Below are 13,330 nucleotides of genomic sequence, written 5' to 3'. Positions count from 1 at the left end.
GATCAATCACGCCGGGTGTTCGTGTTTCAGATCAATTTTTACGGCCTTTGCCTAAAAAGAGGAAAGGTTGAGTGCAATAAAGGGGAACAGTTTTTTCATCCCTCCGGTGCTGGTCGCTGATGTGCCGTTTTGCTATGTTGCGCGATGACGCGTGCCAGCGACCGCTGGAAAACCGCGCCCATCGGGAGCAGCAGATGCAACTTGTCACCGCCAGATTAACCCTGAATAAATTACAGCCAGAAGACTGGAAACTGTTTCGTGCCGTGCATGAAGATCGCGACACCATGACCTGGGTGAGTGAAATCCCCGATGAAGCAGACATCCGCCAGCGCTTCACCGAGCGTCTGGCCCCCTGGCAGCCAGGCAGTTTTCATATGCTCTGCCTGGTGGCACGGCGACGTGATAACGGTGAGCCGATCGGCCTGTTTGGCTGCAGCCCGGAGTGGGTGCCACATCGTCAGGCGGAGGTGGGTTATATGCTGCTGCATCGCTACTGCGGACAGGGATATGGCAGTGAAGCGCTGGCGGCGCTGTGTCAGTTTTTGCTGGAAGCCGATTTCCACAAGCTCAAGGCGATGGTGATTGAAGGCAACTGGGCGTCACGCCGGATTCTGGAGAAAAACGGCTTTCAGCTGGAGGGGACACTACGGGATAATTATCTGCTGAACGGCTGCTGGGTGAACGATTGGCTGCTGGGTCGCCTGAATCCGCAAGGATAAAAATATTTTCTGCCCCCTCGACAACATGAACCTCACCGCGTTATGTTCGTAACGGGTCACCGCAGTGACCCGCGTCGCTCGGACGGTCCGGGCGCTTACGTAATCCAGAGGACATCATGGCTGATAACAGCATACCCCGTCGTTTCTCGCGTATCGAACGCTTGCCCCCTTACGTTTTTAACATCACCGCTGAACTGAAGATGGCTGCGCGTCGGCGCGGCGAAGATATCATCGACTTTTCAATGGGCAACCCGGATGGCCCAACCCCGCCGCACATTGTCGAAAAGTTATGCCAGGTGGCGCAGCGAGACGATACCCACGGTTATTCCACCTCACGGGGCATTCCGCGTCTGCGTCGGGCGATCTCCCGCTGGTACGCCGAACGCTACCAGGTTGAGATCGACCCGGAATCCGAGGCGATTGTGACCATCGGCTCTAAAGAGGGTCTGGCGCATCTGATGCTGGCGACGCTGGACCACGGTGATACCGTGCTGGTACCGAACCCAAGTTATCCGATTCATATCTACGGTGCGGTAATCGCCGGGGCGCAGGTGCGTTCAGTGCCGCTGGTGGCGGGCGTTGACTTCTTCAATGAGCTGGAACGTGCCATCCGCGAGAGTTATCCCAAGCCAAAAATGATGATCCTTGGCTTCCCGTCTAACCCGACCGCACAGTGTGTAGAGCTCGACTTCTTCGAACGGGTGATTGCGCTGGCAAAACAGTACAACGTACTGGTGATCCACGATCTGGCCTATGCCGACATCGTCTATGACGGCTGGAAAGCGCCATCGATCATGCAGGTCCCGGGCGCGCGTGATGTTGCCGTCGAATTCTTTACCCTGTCAAAAAGCTACAACATGGCGGGCTGGCGCATCGGTTTTATGGTGGGCAACAAAGAGCTGGTCGCGGCGCTGGCACGGATCAAAAGTTACCATGACTACGGCACCTTTACGCCCCTTCAGGTGGCTGCGATTGCGGCGCTGGAAGGCGATCAACAGTGCGTGCGTGACATTGCAGAGCAGTACAAGCGCCGGCGTGATGTGCTGGTGAGGGGACTGCATGAAGCGGGCTGGATGGTCGATAACCCGAAAGCCTCGATGTACGTCTGGGCAAAAATTCCGGACCACTACGCGCATCTGGGTTCGCTGGAGTTTGCTAAACGTATGCTGCAGGAGGCAAAAGTCTGTGTCTCGCCCGGTATCGGATTTGGCGACTATGGTGACACGCACGTGCGTTTTGCGCTGATTGAAAACAGCGATCGCATTCGTCAGGCGGTACGGGGAATTAAAGCGATGTTTCGTGCCGATGGCATATTGCCGGGCAGCATGAAAACAGAAGAAGAGCACTGACAGCCAGCAGGGGCGACTCAACGGTCGCCCCGTGGCGGCACTGTCACGCCATTACTTCAGCAGCAGAACAAAGGTGCCGAACCAAAGTAACGCGAAAAAAGATATTCCCATCAAGGCATATTTCACAAAGCAACTCCTCTGAGCGGTTACGATGATGGCGATCCCAAACCAGTGCAACGCGAACAGCTGTGGAAAAGAGATCGCCATTTCAATAATGGTCTGCTCATTTCCGGGTCGATCTGAATAACTCAGAACAGGATCAGGCGCTAATCTACGCGTAATCCCGCCTAAATGAAATAGGTCCGTTCTGAGATATTGCTCACAATTTTACGGCACCTCAATTTCCGGGATCGCCGACATGCCGACACGTAACTGAGCCAGATGCTGTTGGTCGTTATCCAGCACAATTTTAACCGGCAGACGTTGAACAACTTTAGTGTAGTTGCCGGTGGCGTTATCGGGTGCGATCGCGGAAAACGTTGCGCCGGTGGCCGGTGCGATGCTGTCCACATGGCCGGTAAACGTCTTGCCTGGCAGGGCATCCACATGGATGCGTACCCGCTGACCCGGACGCACATCGCTAAGCTGCGTTTCCAGATAATTAGCCGTAATGTAAGTCTGCTGCAGGGGGACCACCGCCAGCAGGCGGGTTCCGGCTGACACGTAGGCACCGGTGCGCACCGAGCGCTGGCCGACCATCCCGTCAACAGGAGCCGTAATACGCGTGTAGGAGAGATTCAGCCTGGCCTGATCGACGCTGGCCTTCGCCGCAGCAACATCCGCTTCCGCTGAGCGCACCGCAGCCTGTAATACGCCCACCTGTTTGATTGCCGATGCCAGCGCAGCCTGGTTCTGCTGCACAGCGGCCTGTGCTGAGCGCTGGTTTGAACTGGCTTTCTGCTGGTCGTCAGCTGCCACGGTGCCACTTTTATAGAGCCGGTTATAGCGATCGGCGCTCTGTCCGGCATATTGCGCAGACGCCTGGCTGGCCGCGACGCTGGCTTTCTGCTGATCGATCACGGATTGCTGCTGCTCCAGCTGTGCCTGGCTGCTCAGCAGTTTTGCCTGACTCACCTGCAGATCAGCTTCGGCACTTTCCAGCGCCACACGATAGTCACGATCGTCCAGCGTCGCCAGCAGCTGACCGGCTTTGACCTGCTGATTATCCTGCACCTGCACATGGCTGATGTAGCCGGAAACTTTCGGCGCCACCAGGGTGTAATCCGCATTGACGTAGGCATCATTGGTGCGGTGATCGTTGCCGGTCATCAGTGACCAGACCACAAAAGCAATGGCCAGTAACGCCAGCAGCAGCAGAGTCAGCACCAGAGTTCTTCTCATTTCGAAAGCACGCATATTCAGTTATTCCGGGAGGGGTTTTGGATCAAAGTTTGAGGCGGCCAGACCCGTTTTGGCAGGATGGCAGTAAGCAATAACAGGCAGGCGGCAAAGCCGGTGAGCATCAGCCAGCTGTCGCTCAGGCCGAGGATCGTGGCCTGATGCCGGACCAGGGTAGCGAATCCGCTGAGATTCTCGCTGGCACTGATGCTGCCATCCGGCAACAGCGGCAAGCTGCGGCTGGCCTGATCGGCCGTCGGCGCGGTCATCAGCCAGCTGCGACTGGCGGCCTGATTAATCAGAACACTGGAGTGGAACTGCGCGCGATGGGAGAGAAAAACGTCAACCAGCGTGGAGGCAGCGATGCTGGAAAAACCGCGCACCGTATTAAACATCGCCGAGGCAAACGGCCCTTCAGGCGGGGCTACCACGCTGGTGGCGCTCATCAGTATCGGCAAAATGATCATCGGTTGTCCGAACGCCTGCAGGATCTGCAGCAGCCAGAAATTCTGTCGCGCCCAGTCACTGGTGATTTGCGTGCCCAGCAGACAAGCGGTCACCAGCAGGCCGACGCCCGCCGTCAGCATCCAGCGGCAGTCGATCCAGCGTATATTCAGCAGGGCCGCAATCAGTGGCGCGATCAGCAGCTGCGGCAGGCCTACCGTCAGCGCCAGCGGGGCAAACTCCAGGGTGCGAAAACCGCTGACCTGAGCAAAATAGGCGGAAGGCAGCGCGGAGCCTGATAACCCCAGGATGAGCACGCAGGCCAGTCCCAGCAGGCCGTGCGCCAGATTAGGCCGCCGCAGCATCTGCAATTTAAACAGCGGCAGCGGATGAAACCACTCATTGATCAGGAAAACCAGCAGCAGCGGCAGTGCAGCCAGCAACATACCGGCAATCAAGGGGGAGTTTAGCCAGTCAAGGCGCTCACCCTGGGTCAGCACCAGAACCAGCAGCGCAATCGCGCTGCAGCCGGTCATCATGCCAAACAGATCTATCTGCTGAAAGCGTTCAGGACGCAGCGGGTCCTGAGGCAATCCCCAGCTTATCAGCACCATGGCAATCAGCATCAACGGCACGACCTGCCAGAACACCATCATCCAGCTGACGTGATCGGTCCATAACGACGCCAGCGAGGCCGCCATGTTAGGGCCAAACGTCGCCGTCAGGGCATAGCCCGCCAGACCAAACAGTTTAAAAGGCGGCGGCAGAAAGCGCAGGGCGACGGTCATCAGCATGGGCGGTAAGGCACCGCCGAACAGCCCCTGCAGCACGCGCAGGCTGATAAATAGCGTTGGATCCGGTACCAGCGGCAGCAGAATGCCGGTCAGCATAAATCCTGTCGATACGCCGAGGGTAAAACGCCGCAGCGACAGGGTGACCGCGAACCAGGGGGCGATCATCATGGCGGCGACTTCTGCGGCCTGATAACCGGAGATAATCCAGCTACCCTGATCGTAGCTGATGCCCAGTGCGGCCCGGATGTCCGCCAGGGCGATATCACTGACGCGATCGTTCAGCCCGGAGGTCAGCGCAGCAATCAGCACGCCGACTAAGCCGAGCGCCAGTCGCATTGTAAAAGGATGAGGGGCCGGCGCGGCGGCTGGCTTGGCGTTCATGACAGGCGATCTCGTTATTATGATGCAGTGTACTGCGATGTGATACAGGTTGTAATATTACATCCCGGTATGCTGTATTGCAATGTGGTACAGGCTGTAAAAAGTGCGGCTTTCGCGCTACAGTAAGGCAGCTCAAACAGGACGACGCTATGGCACATCAACCCTCCAGCCGTGAGGATGAAAAAACGGGCGGCATTCAGGTCATCGCCCGTGCGGCAAAAATTCTTAATGCGCTGGGCGAACAGCCGGGCGGCATGAGCCTTGGCGAGATCGCTCAGGCGGTGGAACTGCCCCGTTCAACGGTGCAGCGCATTGTTGCCGCACTCGACAGTGCAGAGCTGGTGCGAAGCAGCGGGGCGGGCGGACTGCGCCTGGGGCCAGCGCTGTTAAAACTGATCTCCAGCGTGCATACCGACGTGGTCGATCTGGTCAGCCCGCTGCTGGAAAAACTCTCTTCCGACACCAATGAAACGGTCTCGCTGGCGCGTGCCAGCGGTAGCCAGCTGGCGATTATTCACCACGTGGTGGCATCGCGTGAGCTGCGTGTGGTGCCGCATATGGGACTCAATCTGCCGCTTTACAGCACCTCCGGCGGCCGGGCGCTGCTGGCGCTGGAGTGTGAAAAAGATGTGCGGACGATTGTTGGCGACGCCTGGCAGGAGTTAACCGATATGACGGTGAAAACGCTGCCGCAGTTGCTGCAACGTATCCGGGAAGTGCGCGAAACCGGTATCGCCGTGGATCGCGGTGAAACCCTGGAAGGAATCTCCACCATGGCGTTTGCGCTGGATACGCTGTTTGGTCGCTTTTCTGTCTCTTTACTGGTGCCCTCTGCACGTTTTCTGCGACACGAAGCCCGCTTTCGTGACGAGATGCTGAAGTGTAAAGAGGCACTGGTGCGTGAAATCGGCAAAGTTGCCGCGATTGAAGGATAAGCATCTGATGAAAACCCTGCTGATGGCCATTGATCACTCTCCGGTTGCGGAGAAAGTGGTTGCCTTAACCATTGAAGAAGCGCTGGCGCATCGCGCCGAGGTAGTGGTGTTGTGCTGTGTCGATCCTGCTTACTCTTCCTGTAATCAGCCAATGGAAATTGATGCGGGTGAAGATCCGGCCGATTTCGTGGCGGCACAGGATGAGCAGAATACGGCGGAAATGGTGGTGCGTCATGCGCTGGCCCCCTTACTGCGCGCAGGCCTTACTGCACGCGGCATGATTCTGGCGGGTGACGCGGCGGATACCATCGTTGCTCAGTCGCTACAGCTCAAGGCCAGTATGATTATCATGGGACGTCGTCATCTCTCCTCTTTTAATCGGCTCTTAAAGGGCTCGGTCAGCGCATCAGTTATTGAGCGTGCTCACTGTCCTGTGCTGATCGATGTGCGTAAGGATTAATCCCGCAGCATGAATTCTCTGCTTTTTATTACGCTGGCCGCTTTTGCGCTGCTGGCGCTGATCGTCATTGTACTGATCAAAACCACCCGTCTGCGATTGTGGCAGGGACTCCTCCTCTTTCTGCTGCCGCTGATACTGGCTAATCTGCTCTGGTTCAGCTGGGTCGCGCCGCATCAGCTGCAGGCCACGCAGCGTGAGCAGGCGGAGAATCAACTGGCAAAGATGCCAGGCTATCGGGTGCTGAAGACCCAGGAACCGGCCTTATGGCTGTTGCTGACCCAGGAGCTGACCCGGCGAATCCGTGCGGGGGAGCCACCGGACAAGGCGACGGGTGAACTGCGTGGCTGGCTGATTGAGGTGGTTAATCAGCGACTGATGCGCGGCACGGATGCGGCAGTTGTTAACTATATTGGCGTCTCGGTCGAAGAGATGCGGGCGCTGAACCAGATCGATCCGGGCCTCTGCTTCCGTTATCTCTATCCGCAGGTCAGCGGGGGCATCAATTTGCAGACCACACTGCCAGCGTCGCTGAATCGCAAAGAGGCCGATGTGCTGGAGCAACTGCTGCTCAACAGCCCTCCACCCGAACAGCCACTGGATAAGACGCAGGCGCAGGATGATCTGGAAGAGATTGCAGGCCGCCTTTATCTGAAGTGGGGCGACAAGCTGCAGCAGCTGAACATGCCTGCCGACACGGCGGTTGATCGCTCTTCATTGTGTGCCATGTCCATTGATCTCTACAGTGACATTCTGGCATTACCTGACAAGCGCGCCGCTAATCTGTTACGTAGAATGGTTGCACTGACCGGCCAGTAAGGCCGTGCTTAGCGGGCGAAAAAAAGCCCGCAAAGCGCGGGCAGGGAAGTGAGAGAAACAGTTTATTATTTATGGCATTTCCTGGTGTGGTGCAGTCTTCGTTTGGTCTGAATACATCCTGTCACTTCTGGCACGATAGTGATAGCCGCTTAATCGTATTAAATTAATCGGTAAAAGCTTCTCGATTTTTGATTTTTCGCGCATTAATCCTATGGATGCGTGACATGCTGCGTCATAAACTGCGCGGCAACGTGAGGACAACGACTATGAAAAAACAACTTATTGGCGCACTGGCGCTGATTCTGCTGAGTGGATGTACTGCCAGCAAACCCGGGGCATTTGAACGTGTAGATGAAGATCCCAGCTCAAATACCGTGCAGTACCGTTTTGACCCGGTAAAGGTCAATCGTGATGCGATGGATATCGACCTGGCCAATTACTGCAGCAATAAAGGATTTGATAAAGTGGAAGCGCTGCCTGCGCAAGAGAGTCATATTCCGGGACTGAAGAAAGCATGGTTCCAGTGTAATTATGCTCTGAAAAGCTAAATAAAACGGGCGGGATAATTATCCCGCCCTTAAAATGTAACGCTTTTATTTTATGCTGTGTGACATCTTTGCCCATTAGTGGCGATGGTGACCGCCATGATACCCTCCGTGATGACCTCCGTAGTAGCCGCCATGATATCCGCCTCCCCCTCCACGGTGCCAGCCATTGTCATGTCTGGGGCTGATGATACAACCGCTTAATAACGACATCAGCACAACCACCGAAGCGACTTTAATTAATCTCTTCATCGGAAGCTTCTCCTCTTTTCCAATGACTACGACACTACGCCGGAAAAGTGGAGTGAAGATGCAGGCTTTGTAGAGTTATTTAATAAGATATGACGGGATATTTCAGAATGCGGTTTTCTGTAGTGGAGGGAATTAAATAAATCGGAATGAGCTGAATAATAAATACTATCGGAGAGAATAATCTCAAAATCAAGCGAAAATAATTCTCATTTGAAAGTTTTTACCACTACATTATTAGCATGTCAGTTCAATGGGAGAGAAACATGACGCACGCTGTTAAAAATATCCTGGCTTTACAGGCTGAACTGGGCGAATGCCCGCTCTGGTCCGTCGAAGAACAGGTCCTCTACTGTGTCGATATCCTGGCACCCGCCATTCACCGTTTTGACCCGGTCAGCGGTGAACTGCAGACCTTCCCGCAGGCAGAAGAGGTGGGATGCATCGGTCTGCGTGAGCAGGGTGGGCTGATCGCCGCATTGCGTGGGGGTGTCTGGCTGCTGGATGCGCAGGGCAAGCCAGAGAAAAAGATTGCAGAGAATCCCGGCGTAGCTGCGCAAAGTCGCTTCAATGATGGCCGTGTCGATCCCTGGGGTAATTTCTGGTGTGGCAGTCTGTGGGAACCGCAGGACAAAAATGGCGGGCTGCTCTGCCGCGTGACGCCTGACCTGACGCTGGAAGTGAAAGCGCGCGACATTAAAATTTCCAACGGACTGGCTTTCTCTCCTGACCGGCAATGGATGTATCACAGCGACACGCCGAATGAGGCGCTCTATCGCTATCCGTTAAATGAGCAGGGCGAGCCGGGTGAGCGCACCCTGTTCCGCCGTTTTGATGCGAAAGGTGGGTTACCCGATGGTGCCGCAGTGGACAGCGAAGGCTTCTACTGGTCAGCACAGTTTGATGGCGGACGCGTGGTGCGTATCGATCCGCAGAGCAGCGAAATCGTTGATGAGATCCTGCTGCCGGTGAAGTGGCCGACCATGGTGGCCTTTGGCGGTGCCGATCTTAACACGCTGTTTATCACCAGTTCTCGCGAAGATCGCACTGAAGAAGAGCTGGCGCGCTATCCGCAGTCCGGCGATGTTTTTGCAGTGGATGTCGCAGTGGCAGGCATGGCAGAACCGCGATTCCGCGGCTAAACGACAACGGGCCGCTCTGTTGCGGCCCGTCAGCGTGCGTTGCCCGTAACGTTAATGACGTTGCAACACCGGTTCTGCGGTGACGGACGTCTGGGGCAGGCGGATGGTGAGTGACAGGAACAGGGAGATGACCAGCAGTGTCATAATCAGGCTGAAGGTCACGGTGAAACCACCAAACAGCGAGGCGACCAGCGAGCCCAGCACGCTGCCGATACCAAAGCCGAGATAGAGCAGGCCATAGTTCTTTGTCAGGTTGTTGAGGCCAAAGAAGTCACTGACCAGTGACGGGAACACGGTGATCGTCCCGCCGAAACTGAACGCCACACAGGCGAGTGACAGGAAGAAGGTGATCTCATTCATCCGGGTGAACAGCAGCACGCTCATTCCGATCAGCGACACAATCTGTGCCAGCGAAATAACCCTGATGCGCAGCATTTTGTCAGAGAGCACACCCAGGACCAGACGACCACTCAGGTTGGCTATCGCGATCACCGTTACCGCACTGGCAGCCGTCTGCGTGGAAAGGTGTACCAGCCCTTCGCCGATATCTTTGGCAACGCCTATCACATAAAGGCCACTCATACAGGCGGTCAGGAACATCAGCGCCAGCATCCAGTACTGCGGCAGGCGCACTGACTGTGCGAGTGTGTAATCCCGCGCATGCGGCTGACCTTTGCTGGTGGCGCTGATCTGCTGCAGTGGCGCTTCACGCATCAGCAGTGCGCCGAGAATAATCATCGACATGGCCAGCACGCCCCAGATCATAAAGGTCTGCTCCAGACCCACCGTCGCCAGCAGTGCTCCGCAGATGAATTTGAATCCCAGACTGCCAAGGCCGTAAGCGCCAATCGCGCAGGCAGAGATCATCCCCTTACGCTCCGGGAACCATTTCACGCAGTTTGAAAGTGTCATCAGGTAACCGGCGCCATCGGCCAGACCGACCAACAGCCCGGCACTGAAATAAAGCATCATCAGTTTATTGGCATGCGCGGTGAGCCAGAAGCCCAGCGCCATCAGTACACCCGCGCCAATCGTCACGCGGCGTACGCCAAAACGCTCCTGTAATTTCCCGGCCAGTGAAGAGGCGATAGCCAGACCTAAACTCAGCAGGCCAAAGGAAAAGGCGACCTGACTAATCGGGGCATCCAGCTTGTGTGACAGCTGACCGTTGAACAAACTCCATGTGTAAACTGACCCCAGCGCAAACTGAGTGATTACCGTTCCGAACAATGTAAGCCAGCGGGACCGCTGGTAAGAAGCCTGTTGTGTCTGGTTCATCATGTATCTCTCCCGTCCGGGAATCTGGAAACTGCAGTCAGAATAAAGCCGTGATTCGCGCGCGTGAGCAGTAACGGTATGAACGGAACGGATCAGGGAATGAAATGCCACTCAGGCGGTATGAATGACACAATGCAGAAAAGTTACGACAAGGCAGCGTTGCGTTAAAAGTAACCAAAGCGACAGCTTGATAAGTTAGGGTAACTAGCCGTAATAGAATGTTTCAGCGAGCCGTTTATGTGGGCAGCTCTCCGGATTTTTTGCCAGGCTGATAGTTCACTTATCAGGAGGAAATATGAAAGACCGGACATATGAATCCACCACCAGTGAGGACGAAGTTTGCTGCATCATCGGTCAGGCGGTGATTGAACTCAGTACGGAACAACAGCCTGTGACCAAATCGACGCTGGCACTAAAATTACTGTCGATGGCCGATCGTGACGGTGACGATGAGCGTGTTCTGCTCTACTGGATTGCGCGTAAAGCGATCAATCAACCACAGAAACTTCTTCAGCAGCAGTGGGCGTAACGCCTGTGCGAATGCGGGCCTGAGCCCGCCTCCGCGTCAGACGACGACCCGGCGACGGCTTGCCGGCCAGCGGGCAAACATGACGATATTGCCCAGCAGAATCATGACAAGGCCAGGGATGGCGCTGGCGTGCCATTCATAACCCTCAAAACGGGTTGAGAGTGCCAGCGCGACCAGCGGAAACAGAACGGTTGTGTAGGCAGCCCGGCTGGCTCCTATTCGTCCCACCAGCGTAAAGTAGGCACCGAAACCCATCACCGATCCCACTATAGCCAGATAGGTTAATGCGCCAACCCACTGGGCATTCCAGGTCGGCTGCAGTGAAACACCCTGTAGCAGCGAAACCAGCGCCATCATCAGTGCGCCGTATAACATGCCATAGCTGTTAGTGGTCAGCACGTCGCGCTGCAGACGCTGATGCCGCTGACTGATCATATTGCCGAATGAAAACCCCAGCGTGCCCAGCGCACTCAAGCCAATGCCGTACAGTAATCCGGCAGAGGCCTGCGTGCTGCGAAGATCGTGCCAGAACAGCGCAACGATGCCCGCCATGCCCAGCACGATCGCCGGGACCAGACGTGGGGAGGGGCGCTGACGAAAAAATATCCAGCTGTTGATGGCGTTGTACATCACCGCCATAGAGAAAATGACCGACTCCAGTCCGCTGCTGATATAACCCGAAGCGTAATAGAAACAGACAAAGTTAAAGCCAAAGACGCAGCAGCCCTGCAGCACACAGAAGAGATGATCACGCAGCGTCAGCCTGTGCAGCCGTTTTATCAGCTTAAGCAGCAATAACATGACCAGCGAAGCCAGCAGAAATCGCCAGAACACGGCGACGGTGACGGCACTGATGCCAGCAGACTGTTGCGCGTAAATCGCAATCCAGGTTGTGCCCCAGATCAGCACCACAGAGAGATATAAAAACAGGTTCATTGCCACGTCCTCCACCCTAAAACGCTGAGTCTGCGCCGATAACGTACACGGGGCTTGCAGCGAATTGCGCCGGGTTTGCAAAATCTTGCGCATTTTTACCCTCTGTCCCGATGTGACCTGTTCTCTGTCCTCCACAATCCGTAAACTGATGCTCTGTTTATCTGACCCTGATACCCCGATGCGTACCTACCAGACCTTTGAAATGCTGCAACGCCACAAAGCGCAACTGCGTGATCGGGTACAACTCAATAGCGGCATTCAGCTGGCTGCCTGGTTTAATAGTGGCGATCGCGTAACAAATCTCAGTGATCATCACACGCTGAGCCTTTACGTGGCGGGCGGTTACGATACCTGGCATAAAACAGCGCAGGGCTGGCGTAACGGAGGCGCACCAGATCGTTTCTGTCTGATGCCCGCAGGTACGGAATCAACCTGGGATCTGCGTGCCGATCTCGCTTTTGTTCATCTCTATTGCAGCGAGAACCAGTTGCGGCAGCTGGCCGAACAGGTCTGGGATCGCAGCCCGGCGCAGTTAAATCTGCATGAGAAAGTTTTTTCCACTGATGACCGTATTACCCAGCTCTATCGGCACTTTCTGCTGAGCAGCGACTGGCAACAGCCCGCCAGCCAGCTGACGCTGAGCAGTGCATCAACACTGCTTCTGACCCATCTTTTGCAGCACTACAGTGAGGTAAAATGGCAACTGCCACAGGTGCGGGGGGGACTGGCTCCGGTGGTGTTACGTCGGGTGCTCGACTTCATAGAAACCCATATCGACCAGCCTTTAACGCTGGCTGTGCTGGCGCAGGAAGCGGCACTCAGCGAGTTTCACTTTGCCCGCATGTTCCGTCACACCACCGGCGAAGCGCCGCACCAGTTTGTGATGCGCCGTCGTATGGATCGTGCGCGGTCGTTGCTTGAGCGGCCCGAACTGACGCTGACGGATATTGCCCTTCAGTGTGGTTTTCACTCTTCAGCGCACTTCAGCCATCGTTTCCGTCAGGTCTATGGCATGACGCCTTCCGGGTGTCGGCGGGAGGGCCGAAGAACTTTTTAGCGGAAAAAGGGCCCCTCGTGCAGTGAATGTTCACACCAAAAATAATTAACATAACTTATCTTTAAACCCCGCCTGATTGAGTGAGTGCTCATTTTCAATTTTTAACGCTATCCGTTTGAACAGTCCTTAACGGCACGTTTCTGCACCGTAATCTCCACTGTTTTTAATTCTGCATCTGGCAGACTGCTGAAACACTTTTCAGCTATTGATAGCGTGAGTTTTTGACTGTCATCTTAAGAAATATCTTACATAACATGCTATTGCGTGGTTTTTTCAGTGCTGGTTATTTTTACTTTTTGTTACAAATTATCATTTCCTTTAGTTGCTCCACTATTTTTAAACTCGCGCCCTGAGTGTT

14 protein-coding genes are annotated in these 13,330 nt (G+C 55.4%); 9 read left to right on the top strand and 5 right to left on the bottom strand.

Annotation, left to right across the window (positions count from 1 at the left end; all coding sequences use genetic code 11):
- Window positions 1-194 precede the first annotated feature (194 nt).
- Window positions 195-719: a GNAT family N-acetyltransferase gene (locus N5J69_RS04845; RefSeq protein WP_279768437.1), complete on the top strand. Its 525-nt coding sequence runs from the start codon at window positions 195-197 to the stop codon at window positions 717-719.
- A 116-nt stretch (window positions 720-835) separates the two neighbouring features.
- Window positions 836-2,068, top strand: coding sequence for an alanine transaminase (gene alaC, locus N5J69_RS04840; RefSeq protein ID WP_279768436.1), 1,233 nt, complete (start codon window positions 836-838; stop codon window positions 2,066-2,068).
- Between the two features lie 51 nt (window positions 2,069-2,119).
- Here alaC and ypdK read toward each other — a convergent pair whose 3' ends face one another.
- The 3 genes from ypdK to N5J69_RS04825 form a co-directional block, all read right to left on the bottom strand.
- Window positions 2,120-2,194, bottom strand: coding sequence for a membrane protein YpdK (gene ypdK, locus N5J69_RS04835; protein ID WP_099257831.1), 75 nt, complete (start codon window positions 2,192-2,194; stop codon window positions 2,120-2,122).
- Window positions 2,195-2,395: 201 nt separating this feature from the next.
- A complete protein-coding gene (locus N5J69_RS04830; protein ID WP_279768434.1) occupies window positions 2,396-3,424 on the bottom strand; it encodes an HlyD family secretion protein in 1,029 nt (342 codons plus the stop codon).
- A 2-nt stretch (window positions 3,425-3,426) separates the two neighbouring features.
- A complete protein-coding gene (locus N5J69_RS04825) occupies window positions 3,427-5,025 on the bottom strand; it encodes an MFS transporter (protein WP_279768432.1) in 1,599 nt (532 codons plus the stop codon).
- A gap of 149 nt (window positions 5,026-5,174) precedes the next feature.
- On the opposite strand from N5J69_RS04825, the gene N5J69_RS04820 reads away from it, so the two are divergent.
- The 5 genes from N5J69_RS04820 (at window position 5,175) to N5J69_RS04800 (ending at window position 9,172) form a co-directional block, all read left to right on the top strand.
- Window positions 5,175-5,960: an IclR family transcriptional regulator gene (locus N5J69_RS04820; RefSeq protein WP_279768430.1), complete on the top strand. Its 786-nt coding sequence runs from the start codon at window positions 5,175-5,177 to the stop codon at window positions 5,958-5,960.
- Window positions 5,961-5,967: 7 nt separating this feature from the next.
- Window positions 5,968-6,420 carry a universal stress protein gene (locus N5J69_RS04815; protein ID WP_279768429.1) on the top strand — a complete coding sequence of 151 codons (453 nt, stop codon included), beginning with the start codon at window positions 5,968-5,970 and terminating at the stop codon, window positions 6,418-6,420.
- A gap of 9 nt (window positions 6,421-6,429) precedes the next feature.
- Window positions 6,430-7,236, top strand: a complete 807-nt coding sequence (locus tag N5J69_RS04810; protein ID WP_279768427.1) for a hypothetical protein — start codon at window positions 6,430-6,432, stop codon at window positions 7,234-7,236.
- A gap of 266 nt (window positions 7,237-7,502) precedes the next feature.
- Window positions 7,503-7,784, top strand: coding sequence for a hypothetical protein (locus tag N5J69_RS04805; protein WP_279768425.1), 282 nt, complete (start codon window positions 7,503-7,505; stop codon window positions 7,782-7,784).
- Window positions 7,785-8,296: 512 nt separating this feature from the next.
- Complete coding sequence (locus tag N5J69_RS04800) at window positions 8,297-9,172, top strand: SMP-30/gluconolactonase/LRE family protein (RefSeq protein WP_279768424.1); 876 nt, start codon at window positions 8,297-8,299, stop codon at window positions 9,170-9,172.
- Between the two features lie 51 nt (window positions 9,173-9,223).
- Here the strand turns inward: N5J69_RS04800 and N5J69_RS04795 are convergent, their stop codons facing one another.
- Entirely contained in the window at window positions 9,224-10,450 is a 1,227-nt protein-coding gene (locus N5J69_RS04795; protein ID WP_279768712.1) for an MFS transporter, read from the bottom strand.
- A 295-nt stretch (window positions 10,451-10,745) separates the two neighbouring features.
- On the opposite strand from N5J69_RS04795, the gene N5J69_RS04790 reads away from it, so the two are divergent.
- Entirely contained in the window at window positions 10,746-10,979 is a 234-nt protein-coding gene (locus tag N5J69_RS04790; RefSeq protein WP_279768423.1) for a hypothetical protein, read from the top strand.
- Between the two features lie 36 nt (window positions 10,980-11,015).
- Here the strand turns inward: N5J69_RS04790 and N5J69_RS04785 are convergent, their stop codons facing one another.
- Window positions 11,016-11,915 (bottom strand): DMT family transporter, encoded by a 900-nt coding sequence (locus tag N5J69_RS04785; protein ID WP_279768422.1) that lies wholly within the window; start codon window positions 11,913-11,915, stop codon window positions 11,016-11,018.
- Window positions 11,916-12,093: 178 nt separating this feature from the next.
- On the opposite strand from N5J69_RS04785, the gene N5J69_RS04780 reads away from it, so the two are divergent.
- Window positions 12,094-12,972 carry an AraC family transcriptional regulator gene (locus tag N5J69_RS04780; protein WP_279768421.1) on the top strand — a complete coding sequence of 293 codons (879 nt, stop codon included), beginning with the start codon at window positions 12,094-12,096 and terminating at the stop codon, window positions 12,970-12,972.
- The last annotated feature ends 358 nt before the right edge of the window (window positions 12,973-13,330 follow it).

It is taken from the genome of Pantoea sp. GD03673 (genome assembly GCF_029844725.1).
Taxonomy (GTDB): domain Bacteria; phylum Pseudomonadota; class Gammaproteobacteria; order Enterobacterales; family Enterobacteriaceae; genus Pantoea.
The sequence above is the reverse complement of the archived record's forward strand: the minus strand, read 5'-3'. Positions and strand labels throughout refer to the sequence as shown.

Excerpts from the sequence above, each read along its gene's own strand:
- N5J69_RS04825 (WP_279768432.1), bottom strand. The coding sequence starts at position 5,025 with ATGAACGCCAAGCCAGCCGCCGCGCCGGCCCCTCATCCTTTTACAATG.
- N5J69_RS04820 (WP_279768430.1), top strand. The coding sequence starts at position 5,175 with ATGGCACATCAACCCTCCAGCCGTGAGGATGAAAAAACGGGCGGCATT.
- alaC (WP_279768436.1), top strand. The coding sequence starts at position 836 with ATGGCTGATAACAGCATACCCCGTCGTTTCTCGCGTATCGAACGCTTG.
- N5J69_RS04800 (WP_279768424.1), top strand. The coding sequence starts at position 8,297 with ATGACGCACGCTGTTAAAAATATCCTGGCTTTACAGGCTGAACTGGGC.
- N5J69_RS04845 (WP_279768437.1), top strand. The coding sequence starts at position 195 with ATGCAACTTGTCACCGCCAGATTAACCCTGAATAAATTACAGCCAGAA.
- N5J69_RS04805 (WP_279768425.1), top strand. The coding sequence starts at position 7,503 with ATGAAAAAACAACTTATTGGCGCACTGGCGCTGATTCTGCTGAGTGGA.
- N5J69_RS04795 (WP_279768712.1), bottom strand. The coding sequence starts at position 10,450 with ATGAACCAGACACAACAGGCTTCTTACCAGCGGTCCCGCTGGCTTACA.
- N5J69_RS04810 (WP_279768427.1), top strand. The coding sequence starts at position 6,430 with ATGAATTCTCTGCTTTTTATTACGCTGGCCGCTTTTGCGCTGCTGGCG.
- N5J69_RS04785 (WP_279768422.1), bottom strand. The coding sequence starts at position 11,915 with ATGAACCTGTTTTTATATCTCTCTGTGGTGCTGATCTGGGGCACAACC.
- N5J69_RS04780 (WP_279768421.1), top strand. The coding sequence starts at position 12,094 with ATGCGTACCTACCAGACCTTTGAAATGCTGCAACGCCACAAAGCGCAA.
- N5J69_RS04815 (WP_279768429.1), top strand. The coding sequence starts at position 5,968 with ATGAAAACCCTGCTGATGGCCATTGATCACTCTCCGGTTGCGGAGAAA.
- N5J69_RS04790 (WP_279768423.1), top strand. The coding sequence starts at position 10,746 with ATGAAAGACCGGACATATGAATCCACCACCAGTGAGGACGAAGTTTGC.
- N5J69_RS04830 (WP_279768434.1), bottom strand. The coding sequence starts at position 3,424 with ATGCGTGCTTTCGAAATGAGAAGAACTCTGGTGCTGACTCTGCTGCTG.